This is a genomic window from Mycobacterium asiaticum DSM 44297 (assembly GCF_000613245.1).
GTDB lineage: Bacteria > Actinomycetota > Actinomycetes > Mycobacteriales > Mycobacteriaceae > Mycobacterium > Mycobacterium asiaticum.
This window is the reverse complement of record NZ_HG964937.1, coordinates 146222-160754: the sequence shown is the minus strand read 5'-3', so window position 1 is coordinate 160754 and position 14533 is coordinate 146222. Positions and strand designations below refer to the sequence as shown.

General features: G+C 66.8%; 14 protein-coding genes and 1 pseudogene. 6 read left to right on the top strand and 9 right to left on the bottom strand.

Features of this window, described 5'->3' with window-relative positions:
- Positions 1-18: 18 nt before the first annotated feature.
- Positions 19-849, top strand: a complete 831-nt coding sequence (locus BN972_RS11315) for an SDR family NAD(P)-dependent oxidoreductase (protein WP_036357667.1) — start codon at positions 19-21, stop codon at positions 847-849.
- Between the two features lie 3 nt (positions 850-852).
- Here BN972_RS11315 and BN972_RS11310 read toward each other — a convergent pair whose 3' ends face one another.
- Genes BN972_RS11310 through BN972_RS11300 form a run of 3 tightly spaced genes read right to left on the bottom strand, consistent with a single transcriptional unit; the run spans position 853 to position 3933 of the window.
- Positions 853-1701, bottom strand: a complete 849-nt coding sequence (locus tag BN972_RS11310; protein WP_036357665.1) for a glycine betaine ABC transporter substrate-binding protein — start codon at positions 1699-1701, stop codon at positions 853-855.
- Complete coding sequence (locus BN972_RS11305; protein WP_080696815.1) at positions 1698-2894, bottom strand: NAD(P)-dependent malic enzyme; 1197 nt, start codon at positions 2892-2894, stop codon at positions 1698-1700. The genes BN972_RS11310 and BN972_RS11305 overlap by 4 nt, the downstream gene beginning before the upstream one ends.
- Before the next feature lie 49 nt (positions 2895-2943).
- Entirely contained in the window at positions 2944-3933 is a 990-nt protein-coding gene (locus tag BN972_RS11300; protein ID WP_036357658.1) for a malate dehydrogenase, read from the bottom strand.
- Between the two features lie 190 nt (positions 3934-4123).
- Here BN972_RS11300 and corA point away from each other — a divergent pair, with 190 nt between their 5' ends.
- Positions 4124-5224, top strand: coding sequence for a magnesium/cobalt transporter CorA (gene corA, locus BN972_RS11295; protein WP_036360648.1), 1101 nt, complete (start codon positions 4124-4126; stop codon positions 5222-5224).
- 87 nt (positions 5225-5311) lie between these two features.
- Here the strand turns inward: corA and BN972_RS11290 are convergent, their stop codons facing one another.
- Genes BN972_RS11290 through BN972_RS11265 form a run of 6 tightly spaced genes read right to left on the bottom strand, consistent with a single transcriptional unit; the run spans position 5312 to position 10705 of the window.
- Entirely contained in the window at positions 5312-5899 is a 588-nt protein-coding gene (locus BN972_RS11290) for a suppressor of fused domain protein (RefSeq protein ID WP_036357655.1), read from the bottom strand.
- Positions 5896-7068 (bottom strand): ABC transporter ATP-binding protein, encoded by a 1173-nt coding sequence (locus tag BN972_RS11285; RefSeq protein WP_036357652.1) that lies wholly within the window; start codon positions 7066-7068, stop codon positions 5896-5898. Before BN972_RS11285 ends, BN972_RS11290 begins: the two co-directional genes overlap by 4 nt.
- A gap of 4 nt (positions 7069-7072) precedes the next feature.
- Positions 7073-7897 carry a carbohydrate ABC transporter permease gene (locus BN972_RS11280; RefSeq protein ID WP_036360646.1) on the bottom strand — a complete coding sequence of 275 codons (825 nt, stop codon included), beginning with the start codon at positions 7895-7897 and terminating at the stop codon, positions 7073-7075.
- A 4-nt stretch (positions 7898-7901) separates the two neighbouring features.
- The gene (locus tag BN972_RS11275) at positions 7902-8783 is read right to left on the bottom strand and encodes a carbohydrate ABC transporter permease (RefSeq protein ID WP_235192436.1); all 882 of its coding nucleotides are present in this window, start codon (positions 8781-8783) and stop codon (positions 7902-7904) included.
- Entirely contained in the window at positions 8780-10186 is a 1407-nt protein-coding gene (locus BN972_RS11270) for an extracellular solute-binding protein (protein ID WP_036357650.1), read from the bottom strand. Before BN972_RS11270 ends, BN972_RS11275 begins: the two co-directional genes overlap by 4 nt.
- A gap of 3 nt (positions 10187-10189) precedes the next feature.
- Positions 10190-10705 carry a general stress protein gene (locus BN972_RS11265; RefSeq protein ID WP_036357647.1) on the bottom strand — a complete coding sequence of 172 codons (516 nt, stop codon included), beginning with the start codon at positions 10703-10705 and terminating at the stop codon, positions 10190-10192.
- A 117-nt stretch (positions 10706-10822) separates the two neighbouring features.
- On the opposite strand from BN972_RS11265, the gene BN972_RS11260 reads away from it, so the two are divergent.
- From BN972_RS11260 to BN972_RS11245, 4 genes and pseudogenes are all read left to right on the top strand, one after another.
- Positions 10823-11299 carry a DUF4190 domain-containing protein gene (locus tag BN972_RS11260; RefSeq protein ID WP_036357644.1) on the top strand — a complete coding sequence of 159 codons (477 nt, stop codon included), beginning with the start codon at positions 10823-10825 and terminating at the stop codon, positions 11297-11299.
- A gap of 51 nt (positions 11300-11350) precedes the next feature.
- Positions 11351-12634: pseudogene (locus BN972_RS11255) on the top strand (magnesium transporter MgtE N-terminal domain-containing protein); the annotation flags it as partial.
- 22 nt (positions 12635-12656) lie between these two features.
- Positions 12657-13163, top strand: a complete 507-nt coding sequence (locus BN972_RS11250; RefSeq protein ID WP_036360640.1) for a DUF1003 domain-containing protein — start codon at positions 12657-12659, stop codon at positions 13161-13163.
- 115 nt (positions 13164-13278) lie between these two features.
- Positions 13279-14533, top strand: a 1255-nt coding sequence (locus tag BN972_RS11245; RefSeq protein ID WP_080696814.1) for a lytic transglycosylase domain-containing protein, incomplete at its 3' end; no start/stop codon positions are given.

Sequence of the window (14533 nt, the reverse complement as noted above, 5' to 3'; positions counted from 1 at the left end):
ACGAAGGAGAAGGTGGTCATGGAGGGGTTCGCCGGCAAGGTAGCCGTCGTCACGGGCGCGGGTTCGGGCATTGGCCAGGCCCTCGCGCTTGAGCTGGGCCGCTCCGGCGCCAGCCTGGCCATCTGCGACATCGACCTCGAAGGTCTGGCCGAAACCGAGCAGCAGCTCAAAGCGATCGGCGCACCGGTCAAGGCCGACCGGCTCGACGTGACCGAACGCGAGCGCTTCCTGGCCTACGCCGACGAGGTCGCCGAGCATTTCGGCAAGGTCAACCAGATCTACAACAACGCCGGCATCGGCCACACCGGTGACGTCGAAGTCGAACAGTTCAAGGACATCGAACGGGTGATGGACGTCGACTTCTGGGGCGTCGTCAACGGCACCAAGGCCTTCCTCCCCCACCTGATCGCCTCCGGCGACGGGCACGTCATTAACATCTCCAGCATCTTCGGATTGTTTTCCGTCGCAGGCTATTCGGCGTACAACTCGGCCAAGTTCGCGGTCCGCGGCTACACCGAGGCACTACGTCAGGAGATGCGCCTGCACGGTCACCCGGTGGGCGTGACTACCGTGCACCCGGGCGGCATCAAGACCGCGATCGCCCGCAACGCCACGGTGGCCGAAGGCCTGGACCGCGACGAGCTGGCAGAGCTGTTCGACAAGCGGCTGGCTAACACCAGCCCCAAGCGGGCCGCCAAGATCATCTTGACGGCAGTACGCAAGAACAACGCCAGAGTGCTGGTCGGCCCGGACGCCAAGGCGCTGGACCTGATGGTCCGCATCACCGGCTCGGGCTATCAGCGGTTCACCGAGCTGTTCATGAGCCGGCTGGTACGCAAGGATCACTGACCTTCAGCGCCCCAACGGGTGCTCCGCCAGCCAGCCGTCGGCCACCACCTGCGGGTCGGCGCCCGCGCCCACCTTGCGGCGCATGTTCGCCAGCGCGGCGGTGTCGAGCACCCCGGCGACCTCGTTGATCGCCAACAACTGGCGGGTGCGCAACGCGTTGCGGCGGTAGAGCGGCACCACGTTCTCGGCCTGAATCAGTGCGGATTTGCTGCTGTCGGCCAGTGCGATCAGATCTGACGGTATGCCCGGGTCGGCGGTAGTGGCCCAGGCCGCCGTCACCTCGCCGGCCCGAAGCGCCGCGAAAAGCGTTGCATCATCCGGGAATTCGCGCGGTGCCGGCATCCGGCAGGAACCCACCGCAGCGGGTGGCTGCCAGCCCGCGACGATGCCTGCGGTCAGTCCATCGCAATGCCCGGACAGCAGGGTCAGATCGCTGCCGCCCCAAGCCCCCGAGGTCGCCGGCGTCACCACCACCGTCGGTTTGTCCTCGGCGGCGGTGGCATAGTCGCCGGCGGCCACGCCCTCGGGCAGCGCCGCGTTCATCGCCTGGTACACCTCTTTGTCGGACAATGCCGTCGCACCGGGCTGCAAGCTGCGCAGCGTCCGGCCGGTGTAACTCGGGACGACCATGAAAGCGCCCGCGTCCAATTTCACCATCGGGTTGTTGGCGGTGTCGGCCCGCGTCGGAAACCCGTACGAACGCAGCGCCGAAACATACACGGCCGCAAGCAGTCTCGCATCGGCATCCGGGGTGGATCCGACCACCAACTCGGGTTGGCGGTCCGCCGACGAACAGCCGGCCAGCACCAGCACCGCGGCAAGCACCGCGGCCGCCAGCCTGCCGATGTTCACTCCCAGTCGGAGGATTCTGCGGCCAGCGCCACCGCCCTGGCGACCGCGACGCCGACGCGCCGGTCCAGTGGGCTAGGGACGATCCGGTCGATAGCCAGGTCGTCGCTGGCCACCGAGTAGATCGCCTCGGCGGCGGCCACCATCATCTTCTCGGTGATCCGGCGCGCCCCGACGTCCAGCGCACCCCGGAAGATTCCCGGGAACGCCAGCACATTGTTGATCTGATTGGGGAAGTCACTGCGACCGGTGGCCACCACCGCCGCGTGCCTGGCCGCCACCTCGGGATGGATCTCCGGGTCGGGGTTGGACAGCGCGAACACGATGCCGCCGGGCGCCATGGTGGCGATCAACTCTTCGGGGACCACTCCCCCGGACACCCCGAGGAACACCTCAGCGCCGTCGAGCGCCTCGACCAGGCCGCCGGTGCGGCCATCGGGGTTGGTGCGCCGCGCCAAATCCATCTTGACGCTGTTCATGTCGTCCCGGCCGGTGTGCACAATGCCGCGGGAGTCGAGCACGGTGATGTCCGAAACACCCATCGCCAGAAGCAGTTTGGCGCACGCGACGCCGGCCGCGCCAGCGCCCGAGACCACCACCCGCAGCGAGGACATGTCCCGGCCGACCACCTTTGAGGCGCCCATCAGCGCCGCCAGTGCAACCACCGCCGTACCGTGCTGGTCGTCGTGCATGACCGGGCAGTCCAGCGCCTCGATGACCCGCCGCTCGATCTCAAAGCAGCGCGGCGCCGAGATGTCCTCGAGGTTGACGGCCCCGAAGGTCGGACGCAACCGGACCAGGGTTTCGACGATCTCGTCGGGGTCCTTGGTGTCCAGCACGATCGGAATCGCGTTCAGCCCGCCGTATTCCTTGAACAGCGCACACTTGCCTTCCATCACCGGCAGCGAGGCCGCCGGCCCGATGTCCCCGAGGCCGAGTACGGCGCTGCCGTCGCTTACGACCGCAACCAAGCGGTTCGCCCAGGTGTAGCGGGCGGCCAGAGTGCGGTCGGCGGCGATCGCGCGGCTGACCTGCGCCACGCCCGGTGTGTAGGCGATCGACAACGAGTGCTGTGTGTCCAGCGGCGCCGTCGGGCCTACGGAGAGCTTCCCGCCGACGTGCGCATCGAAGATCTCCTCGTCGGTGACGACGACCTGCGCATTCGACTCAGGGTCGCGCTCCGTTGCTTGAAGCATTTGTGACACGGCCCCCAGGGTACTGGCCGGTCCGAACTGCCCCTAATCGCTAGATGAGGCCCAGTTCGGTGACGGCGTTGCGTTCGTCGGCCAATTCGGCGGTGGAGGCATCGATGCGACCGCGGGAGAACTCGTCGATCTCGAGTCCTTGCACGATCGACCAATTGCCGTTCTTGGTGGTCACCGGGAACGAGGACACGATCCCTTCCGGCACCCCGTAGGAGCCGTCGGAGAAGACGGCCATCGACACCCAGTCGCCGTCCGCGCTACCCGACAGCCAGTCGCGGGCGGCGTCCACGGTCGCCGACGCGGCCGAGGCCGCCGAGGAGGCGCCGCGCGCGTCGATGATGGCGGCACCGCGCTTGGCGACGGTGGGGATGAAGTCGTTTTCGATCCAGTCCTGGTCGTTGACCACCTCAGCGGCGTTCTTGCCGCCGATCTCGGCATGGAAGATGTCGGGGTACTGGGTGGCCGAGTGGTTGCCCCAGATGGTCACCTTCTTGATGTCGGTGACGCTGGCACCGGTCTTCTTGGCCAACTGCGAGATGGCCCGGTTGTGGTCGAGGCGGGTCAGTGCCGAGAACCGCTCCTTGGGGATGTCGGGGGCGTTGCTCAGCGCGATCAGCGCGTTGGTGTTCGCGGGGTTACCCGTGACACCGATGCGAACGTCGTCCGCGGCGACCTCGTTGAGCGCCTTGCCCTGGGCGGTGAAGATAGCTCCGTTGGCTTCCAGCAGGTCGCCACGCTCCATGCCCTTACTGCGCGGACGCGCTCCGACCAGCAGGGCCAGGTTCACGCCGTCGAAGATCTTGTTGGCGTCCGCGCCGATCTCGACGTTCGACAGCAACGGGAACGCACAGTCGTCGAGTTCCATCACGACGCCCTCGAGCGCCTTGAGGGCGGGCTCGATTTCGAGCAGACGCAGTTCGATCGGACGGTCCGGGCCCAGCAGTGAGCCGCTGGCCAGGCGGAACAACAGGCTGTAGCCGATCTGGCCGGCCGCACCGGTGACGGCGACCTTGAGAGGACTTGCGCTCACGTCGGTTCTGCTCCTTATAGATCTTTTGGGTTCCGGGACGAAACTAGCGCACCGTCGGCGCTGCGAAATTTTCGGTCCGTTCCGCAGCTGCGAATCACCTGCTGACCGCCGCACTGAGCCCCTCGATGTGGTTGCAGGGCGCGTACCATTGCCACGGCCTGCAGACTTCGCGCTGCGATCGGAGGTGGATGTGTTCCCTGGCTTTGATGCACTACCTGAAGCACTCAGACCGGTCGCCCGGCCCCGCCAACAGCACGTGCACCCCGTTGCCAACCCGCCGGCCCAGACGCTGGTCGATTGCGGTGTCTACGTCGACGGCCGGCGGCTGCCCGGGACATACACCCCTGCCGAGGGGCTGGCCGAAGTCCGCACCAGGGCTCCCGAGGCACCCGAGGCCTTTGTCTGGGTCGGGCTGCACGAGCCCGACGAGGCGCAGATGCAGCAGGTCGCCGACGTCTACGGCCTGCACCCGCTGGCGGTCGAGGACGCCGTGCACGCCCACCAGCGGCCGAAGCTGGAGCGTTACGACGACTCGCTGTTCCTGGTGCTCAAGACGGTCAAATACGTGCCGCACGATTCGGTGACGCTGGCGCGCGAGATCGTCGAGACCGGCGAGATCATGATCTTCGTCGGCCACGACTTCGTCGTCACCGTGCGCCACGGCGAACACGGCGGGCTGCACGAGGTGCGCAAGCGCATGGACTGCAACCCCGACCATCTGCGGCTGGGCCCGTATGCGGTGATGCACGCGATCGTCGACTACGTGGTGGACCACTACCTGGATGTCACCGCGTTGATGGAGGACGACGTCGACACCATCGAGGTGGTCGCTTTCGCCCCCGGCAAGTACATCGACGTCGAACCGATCTACCTGCTCAAGCGCGAAGTCGTCGAACTGCGCCGCTGCGTGGCTCCGCTGTCGGGTGCGTTCCAGCGCATGCAGATCGAGAATAAGGACCTGATCTCCAAGGAAGTGCGCCGGTATCTGCGCGACGTCGCCGACCACCAGACGCAGGCCGCCGAGCAGATCGCCAGCTACGACGACATGCTGAACTCGCTGGTTCAGGCCGCGCTCGCCCGGGTCGGCATGCAGCAGAACATGGACATGCGCAAGATCTCGGCCTGGGCCGGCATCATCGCGGTGCCCACCATGGTCGCCGGGATCTACGGGATGAACTTTCACTTCATGCCGGAATTGGATTCGCGCTGGGGCTACCCCTCGGTGATCACCGTGATGGTGGTGATCTGCGTGGCGCTGTACTTCAGCTTCCGCAAACGCGGCTGGCTCTAGGTCCAAATCCGAGCTCGAGTGTGAAGTGCACGACGCGGCGTCGGCATGTCACGTCGCGAGATGCACGCTCGGCGCGATGGGCACCGGTCAACGGGGTTGGCCCGCGGGGCGATTGGGGTCCAGCACGTCAACTCCGTCGGTGTGCCACGCCTGGCGCATCGCCTCGGCCCCCTTCAACCGCACCCACGCCGCCTCGGTCGCCGTGATCGGTGTGGCACTGAGGAACTGCACCGGGTCGCGGGGCGGGTCCAGCGACAGGTCAGCGATGTCGCTGCGGCCCAGCAACACCGCGGTGAACGGCACCCGGACCGACGGACTCGTCCACAGCGGCGAGCCGAGGTCGATCAGGGCATCGGGGACCAGCACCACGCCGTCGACCGCGGGCGTCGCGGCCAGAATCGCGATGGTGCGAGCCAAACCGGTGGCTATCTCGGGATTACGCAGCGAGACAACGACTTCGGCTCGCGGCCCGCGATCAGGGTCGGCGACCATCTCGGTGGGATCCGTCATCGGGTAGCGCGAGCAACCCAGCGAGACGTAATGCACCGCCCCGTCGGCGAAGAATCTCAGCACCTCGATGGGTTCGGCGCCCAGGAACGTCACACTTGCCGAAGCGGGTTCGGTGTCGAAGTGGCCGCGCAGGTGGGCGCGCACCCGGTCCAGAATCTGTCTCACGGCGCGGGCGGCACGGTGAGGTTGACCCCGGAGTCGGCGTCGAAGACCGCGAGCTTGCGAGTGTCGAAGGCCAGCTCGACCGGCTCGCCGATGGCGGCCTTGGATTCAGTGGGCACCCTTGCGACAAACTGGTTTTCGTTCACCTCCGACTCGGCGGCGACTTCATCCAGCCGTGCCGAGTGCACCCCGGGACCGCCGGTGGTGAAGTACACGTACTTGTCAGAGCCCAGTGATTCGACGAGGTCGACATTGACCTGGAAAACCAGCGAGCTGATGCGCTGGTACCCATCGATCAATGCCGCGTCGTGGATGTGCTCGGGCCGCACGCCCACGATGATGTTGTCCGGCTTGGAGTGCTGGGCGATCACCTGCTGCAGCTCCGGCGCCAATGTCAGCTCCCCGAATGGTAGTTCCAGGCCTATCGACGTCAACGTCGCGGGAAAGAAGTTCATCGCCGGCGATCCGATGAAGCCGGCGACGAACAGATTGGCGGGCCGCTCGTAGAGCTCGGTGGGCGTGCCGATCTGCTGGGCGATCCCGGCGTGCATCACCACCACCCGGTCACCCAGCGTCATCGCCTCGGTCTGGTCGTGCGTCACGTACACGGTGGTGGTGCCCAGCCGCTTCTGCAGCCGGGCGATCTCGCCACGCATTTGCACCCGGAGCTTGGCATCCAGGTTGGACAGCGGCTCGTCCATCAGAAATGCTTTGGGGTGGCGCACGATCGCCCGACCCATTGCCACCCGCTGCCGCTGGCCACCAGACAACTGCGCCGGCCGACGGTCCAACAGCTCGGTCAGATCAAGGATTCGGGCGGTCTCGTCCACCTTCTGCGCGATGTCGGTTTTCGACATCTTCGCCAGAGTCAGCGGGAACGCGATGTTCTGCCGCACCGTCATGTGCGGATACAGAGCATAGGACTGGAACACCATCGCGATGTCGCGGTCCTTGGGCGCCTTGTCGTTGACCCGCTCACCGCCGATGCGCAGCTCCCCCGATGAGATGTCCTCAAGTCCGGCAATCATATTCAGCGTCGTCGTCTTGCCACATCCGGATGGGCCGACGAGAATCACGAACTCACCGTCGGCGATGGTGATGCTGAGGTCCTGCACCGCCGTGTGACCGTCGGGGTAACTCTTGTTGACGTGTTCGAGCACAATCTCGGCCATCGCGCTATCCCTTCACAGCGCCAGAGGTCAACCCGGCGACAATCCGTCGTTGAAAGATCAGAACAAAGACAATGATCGGGATGGTGATCACCACCGCGCCGGCGGTGATCGATCCGGTCGGTTCCTCGAATTGCGAACTGCCGGTGAAGTTTGCAATCGCCACCGGGGCAGTGATCGCCGCCTTGGTGGCGGTCAATGACAACGCCAGCAGCAGGTCGTTCCAGGCGAAGATGAACACCAGGATCGCCGCCGTCACCATCCCCGGGGCGGCCAACGGCACGATCACCATCCGGAACGCCTGAGCCGGCGTGGCGCCGTCCATCTTCGCCGCCTTCTCCAGGTCCCACGGGATCTCGCGGAAGAACGCCGAGAGCGTGTAGACGGCCAGTGGCAGCGCGAATGTGATGTAGGGCAGGATCAATCCCGGCCAGGTGTCGAAGAGCCCGATTGCACGTTCGATGTTGAACAGCGGTGTTACCAGCGAGATCGCCGGGAACATGGTGATCAGCAGCGTCATGCCGACCAGCAACCGCTTGCCCGGAAAGTTCAGCCGCGCAATGGCATACGCCGCCATCGCGCCGAGCGCCACGGCGACGGCCGTGGTGGTCAGCCCAATCCCGATGGAATTGATCAGCGCAGAGCTGAAGAAGTCGCCGCGAAAGATGCCCCGGTAGTTGTCCAGCGTGACCGATGACGGAATAAGCTTGCCGTCCTTGACTTTTGATGTCGGCTTGAGCGAAAGGGAGAGAATCCATAGCACCGGCAGCAGCGCGTACAGCACGACCAGCGTGTCTACGACGACCCAGAACGTGGCGCGTCGCGTACCCATCGATTCACCTGTCACCGGCGTCACCTCCGGGAGCCGCGGCGCCGAACAACTTGATGAAGACGGTCGCGATCAGCCCCACACACAGGAAGATCAGCACGCTGATCGCCGAACCCAGGCCCACGTTGAAACCCTTGAATAGGTTGTCGTAACCCAGGATTGACACTGATCCGGTGTTATTGTCCCCGGCGGTGAGCACGTAGATGTTGTCGAAGATGCGGAACGCGTCCAGCGTTCGAAACAGCAGCGCAACCACCACTGCCGGTTTGATGATCGGCAGGATGATCCTGGTCAGTCGCCGCCACGGGCCCGCACCGTCGACCTGCGCGGCCTTCAGCAGATCCTCGGGCACCAGCGCCAGCCCGGCCAGCAACAGCAGTGCCATGAACGGCGTCGTCTTCCACACCTCGGCCAGCACCACCACGCCCAGCGACGGAAGCTGTTGTGTCAGTGGGGCACTCCCGTCGGGCAACAGATTGGCCAGATAGCCGGTGCCGGGCGTCCAGGCGTAATACCAGCTGTACGACGCGACCACCGTGACGATGCCGTACGGGATCAGCACCGCCGTGCGGACCAGCCCCTTGCCGACGATCGTCCGGTGCATCACCAGCGCCAGCGACATTCCCAGCACGAACTCGACCGCCACCGAGACCACCGTGATCCCCAGCGTCACACCCAGCGCGGTCCACCAGTATCGGTCGGTCAGGATCGTCTGGTAGTTACCCAGGCCGATGAACGCGGTGTCGTCGGGGGTGGCCAAGTTGTTGCGCTGCAGGCTCAACCACACCGCGTAGCAGATCGGGTAGGCCGTCACCGCAAGCATCAGGGTCACCGCGGGTGCGACCAGCAGGTAGGCCAGCCGCCGCTCCGGGGTCAGCTGCAGACTCACGGCAGCAGGCCCTTGCCGTCGATGGCCTTCTGCACCTCGGTGGCCAGCGTGTCGGCGGTGCGCTCCGGCTCGATCGCGGTGATCGGGCTCAACGCCGACGCCAACCGGATCGAGACCGCCTGGTAGGCGGGCGTCGCGGGCCGCACCGCGGCATCGGTGAGCTGCTGGCGAATCGTGCCGTACATCGGGTACTTCGCCTGAAATTGCGGGTCGGAGTACAACGAGGTTCGCACTGGGGGCAAGCCGCCTTCGATCGCGACGTACTTCTGGTTCTGCAGGCTGCGCAGGCAGCGGACGGCGTCGAACGCTTCAGCGCGATGACGGGTGGTGCCCGCAACCGCCAAGTTCAAGCCACCGATGGTCACCTTGGCCCGCTGCCCGGGCAGCACCCCGGGGTACCGGGCAAACCCGAACACCTTCCCGCTCGCCGCGTAGGCGAGCCGGAACTGTTCGTCGCTGGGCGCAAAGGAACCGAACCGGTTGATGCTGCCGGCCAGCTCGGGCAAACGGTCGAGCGGCAGGAAGGGCACCCCGCCTTTCACCGCATTCTCCAGCATCGAGGCCAGCACATAGGGCCAGTTGACTTCCAGCGCGGCCTTGCCCTGTTCGACCGCCAGCCGCGCGCTGCCCTCGTCGCTGCGGGTGATGGACGGGTCGGCTCCGGGCGCGGTGGCCACCGATTTCATGATCCGCAGCGCCGTCACGGTGGCGGCCCGGTGCTCAGGGGTATCGGTCAGGGTGACACGCTTCCCGTCCTCGGAGAGCACCTGTCCGCCGGCGCTGACCAACAACGTGTTGAACCACACCACCAAACCCTCGGCCTCGTTGGCCTGCACGGCAATCCAGCTCGGCTGCCCGGCCGCCTGCAGGCGCGTCGCCTCGGTGACCATGCCGGCCCAGTCGCGCGGCGGAAGGCGCACCAAATCCGTGCGGTACCACAGCAGTTGGGTGTTGGTGGTGACCGGCGTGGCGTACAGCCGGTGCTTCCAGGTCGCCGTCTTGAGCGGACCCGGCAAGGTGTCCACGCTCGCGTCGCTCTCGGCCCGGCCGGCCGGGTCCTCAGCGAGCGGCAGTGCCCAGCCGGCCTCGGCGAACTCCGCGGTCCACACCACGTCAATGCCCATCACGTCCAAGGTGCGGTCGTGCCCGGCCAGTCGTCGGGCCAGCTGGAGTCGCTGTTCGTCGGGAGATCTGGCCAGGCTCACATGCTGGATGCTGTAGCGACCGTCGGCCTGCTCGGTGCAACGCTGAGCCACCGCGCGGAATGTCGCGCCATCGGTGGCCGGGGTGTAGAGGCTGATCACCACTCCGCGAGCGCCCGAATCGCAGGCAGGAACCGACGCGGCGATCAGCGCCGCCACCACGGCCGTGCCCCACCGCCGCGACCGCCGGCGAGAACTCACGGGTCAGATCGCCAGACGTGCCAGCAGATCTCGCGCCTTCTCCGCGTTCTGCGGGTCGCAGAGCACGTCGTAACGGCCGGCCACCAGTTGCATGGTCGAACTGAAGTCTCGGGTGCCGCGCGCCATCGCATAAGGCACCGCTGATGTGATCAACCCGAAGAAAACCCCGGCGATGAGACCGGTGATCAGCGCACCCCACGGATTGGGGCTGAAAAAGCCGAGCACCAGCCCGATGAACAGGCCCAGCCATGCGCCGCTGAGCACTCCACCGCCGAGCACTTTGCCCCAGCTCAAGCGGCCGGTGACGCGTTCCACCTGCATCAGGTCGACCCCGACGATGGTCACCTGCTGTACGGGAAACTGCTGGTCGGATAGGTAGTCAACGGCGCGCTGCGCCTCGGCGTAGGTCGGATACGAACCGACGGGCCAGCCCTTGGGCGGCGTCGGCAATGCCGGCACGTTTCGCCGGCCCCCCGCCCCGCCGGCTGGCGGTTGTCCCGATTGGAATGGGCTAGTCATCGATCCTCATCTTTCTCCTGCCTCGGCCATCGTTTCATCTCGGCAACCGAAATGCACTCTCCGGGCTGCACGTTTGAGCTGGGCCGGGGTGCCTGACCGTAGGCTACGTTGATCACCATGACAGCGCCCGGCGGCTCCTCCGGCGAGCACGAACGTCCCGCTGAGCAGCCGATCTCCGATGCGCCGTGGACCGTACCGGGCGCCCCGCCGGCGGGCCCGCCGCCGCTGGATTACCCGCCGGACGGTGCGGCTGGCTACCCGCCCCCTTATCCGCCCCCTATGCCACCCCCTTTTCCGGCCCCGTACGGCGGCTATCCGGGCGGCTATTACCCCGGGTGGGAGTATGCCGGCGGGTACGGCACCCCGCGTTCGGGAATGAACACCATGGCGATCACCTCGCTGGTCGTGGGCATCCTCGGCGTCTTCTGCTGCGTCGGTTCGATAGTCGGGGTGGTGTGCGGCAGCGTCGCCCTCAACCAGATCAAGCGGACCGGCGAAGGCGGCCACGGCCTGGCCGTCGGCGGCATCGTGATCAGCGTCGCGACCCTGCTGTTCTACTTCCTCGTCCTGGCGCTGGGGGTGGTCGGGGCCTGACCCCTGCTGCCCGAACCTGCCGACTCGCACCGGGCTGCCTACGCTTTCCTCATGGGTTCGGTCAACAGGGTGTACGTGGCGCGGCTGCCACGAATGATGGTGTTGGGTCCACTCGGCGAATCCTTCGGGCGGGTACGCGACGTGGTGATCAGCATCAGCATCGTGCGCCAGCAACCACGCGTTCTGGGGCTGGTCGTCGACCTGGCGACCCGCCGCAGCATCTTCATCCCGATCCTTCGGGTGGCCGCCATCGAGCCCGACGCCGTGACGCTGAACACCGGCAACGTCTCACTGCGGCATTTCGAACAGCGGCCGGGTGAAGTGCTAGCCATGGGCCAGGTGCTGGACACCCCGGTGCGGGTCAACGATCCCGACCTGCCGGAGTTGGCCGGTGTGGACGTGGTCGTCACCGATCTGGGTATCGAGCAGACCCGCACCCGGGATTGGGTGGTGACCAGGGTCGCCGTGCGCACCCATCGACGACTGAGGCGACGCGGGCCGGTGCACGTCGTGGAGTGGCAGAACGTGCACGGCCTGACGCCGTCGGCCCTGGCCATGCCCGGGCAGGGCGTGGCGGAGCTGCTCGAACAGTTCGAGGGACGCCGCGCCGTCGACGTCGCCGACGCCATCCGCGGTCTGCCCACCAAGCGTCGGTACGAGGTGTTCAAGGCCCTCGGCGACGAGCGGCTGGCCGACATCCTGCAGGAATTACCCGAATTGGACCAGGCCGAGGTGCTCTCCCAGCTGGGCACCGAGCGCGCCGCGGACGTGCTGGAAGAGATGGATCCCGACGACGCAGCCGACCTGCTGGGCACGCTGAACCCCTCCGACGCCGAAGTGCTGCTGACGCGGATGGATCCCGACGATTCCGACCCGGTGCGGCGGCTGCTGAAGCACTCTCCCGACACCGCCGGCGGTTTGATGACGTCGAACCCCGTGGTGCTCACCCCGGACACCTCGGTGGCCGAGGCGCTGGCCCGGCTGCGCGATCCCGACCTGACCCCGGCCCTGGCGTCGATGGTGTTTGTCGCGCGTCCCCCGACGGCCACCCCGACCGGGCGCTACCTGGGCTGCGTGCACCTGCAGCGGCTGCTGCGGGACCCACCGGCCGAACTGGTTGGTGGAATCGTCGACAATGATCTGCTGACCCTGACCCCGGAAACACCATTGGGCGCCGTGACGAGATATTTTGCGGCCTACAACCTGGTGTGCGGACCTGTGGTCGACGACCAGAACCACTTGCTGGGTGCGGTCACCGTCGACGACCTGCTGGATCACCTCCTCCCGCATGACTGGCGGGTGGACGTGCCGCAGCTCGATCCCGCGGGCCGGCCCCCGGCCGGGGCGGAGGAGCGCTGTGAGCAACTCTGCTGCGCCGCGCCGGCTGTACACCCCGCGGACATCGCGCCGGTTCGCGCCGCGGTTGGATCCGGAGGCCGTCGGGCAAATCACCGAGTCGATTGCCCGCTTCTTCGGCACCGGCCGCTATCTGCTGCTGCAGACGGTGTTCGTGGTGATCTGGATCATGCTCAACCTGTGGGCGGTGCACTGGCGCTGGGACCCGTACCCGTTCATCCTGCTCAACCTGGCCTTCTCCACCCAGGCGGCCTACGCGGCGCCGCTGATCCTGCTCGCCCAGAATCGTCAGGAGAACCGCGACCGAGTCGCGTTGGAGGAGGACCGCCGTCGCGCGGCCCAGACCAAGGCCGACACCGAATATCTGGCCCGCGAGCTGGCCGCCCTGCGGCTGTCCATCGGCGAGGTGGCGACGCGTGATTACCTGCGCCACGAGCTGGAGAGCTTGCGGACCCTGCTGACCGACCTGCAGGACGGCGCCGATCGGCGGGCTAAGAAATCCAGCTGAGAACCAACTCGGCCATTGCGCAACTCCCGTTACGAGAGTTATGTATGGTGATCTAGTTCACGAAGCTAACAAGAGGTCAGTTTCCCGGCGGCTCACTTGAATTGAGGACGGTCAGGTGCGAATAGGGGGACGCTGGGGTGCTAACCCGGTCGTCGCGAAGGTGCGGCACCAGGCACTCGGCGTGACACTGAAGCCGGTTTTCGGCCTCGCGGTGATTTCCCCGTTGATCCTGGCGAGCGCGGTCGGCGCGACCGCCCCCACACTCCACGGCAAAAACGAGCCGGTGCGCACCGCCATCACCCCGGTGGCAGCCGTCGGTCCGGCCCCGAAGGTCGACCTGTCCCGGCCGACGGTCATCTCCGCCCAGCGAATACCGACCAGCTTCCACGTCGCGGCAGCCACCTCTTCCGCGCCGCCACCGCCGACCATCGTCAATTCGCCTGGCACCCTTGGCATTCCGATAATGGCGCTGTCCGCCTACCGCAACGCTGAGCAGAAGATGGGCGCCGCGGCACCAGGTTGCGGCGTGAGTTGGAACCTGCTGGCCGGGATCGGGCGCATCGAGTCGATGCACGCCAATGGCGGCGCCACCGACGCGCGCGGCACCGCGACCAACCCGATCTACGGTCCCGCGCTGGACGGCACTTTGCCCGGCAACGAGGTAATCGTCCAGAGCAACCAGGGCAACCGGGTGACTTACGCCCGCGCCATGGGCCCGATGCAGTTCCTGCCGGGGACCTGGGCGCGGTACGCCGTCGATGGCGACGGTGACGGCGTGCCCGACCCGCAAAACCTGTTCGACGCGACCTTGGCCGCGGCGCGCTACCTGTGCAGCGGCGGCCTGAATCTGCGGGATCCGATGCAGGTCATGGCAGCGATCCTGCGGTACAACAACTCGATGTCGTATGCCCAGAACGTGCTTGGCTGGGCGGCGGCGTACGCCACCGGCGTGGTCCCGGTCGACCTGCCGCCTATCACCGGGCCGCCACCGCCGATCGGTGATGCGCACCTCGAGCATCCAGAAGGTTTGGGGCCGAACCTGCCGCTGAACGTCAACGGGTTGGGCGGCACCGACCCGATGCTTCAGCACATCCCGCTGATCGACTTCGGACAGCCGCAGATCATCTCTCAGTACCCCCAAATGCCACAGCAGTCGCCGATGTGGCCATGGCTGCCACCCGCGCAACTACAGCCACCCCAGCCGGTGGTGACGCCGGGATGCACCCTGATCTGCCTTAGCTCGCAATCCCCCGAGTCGGCGGCGCCGGGGATGGCACCCCCGATACCCAACGGTGGCATCGTCCTCGCACCGGCCGCCCCGCCGGCCGCGCCGCCCTTCCCGGACCCGTTCGCGCCGCCGCCGCCCTTTG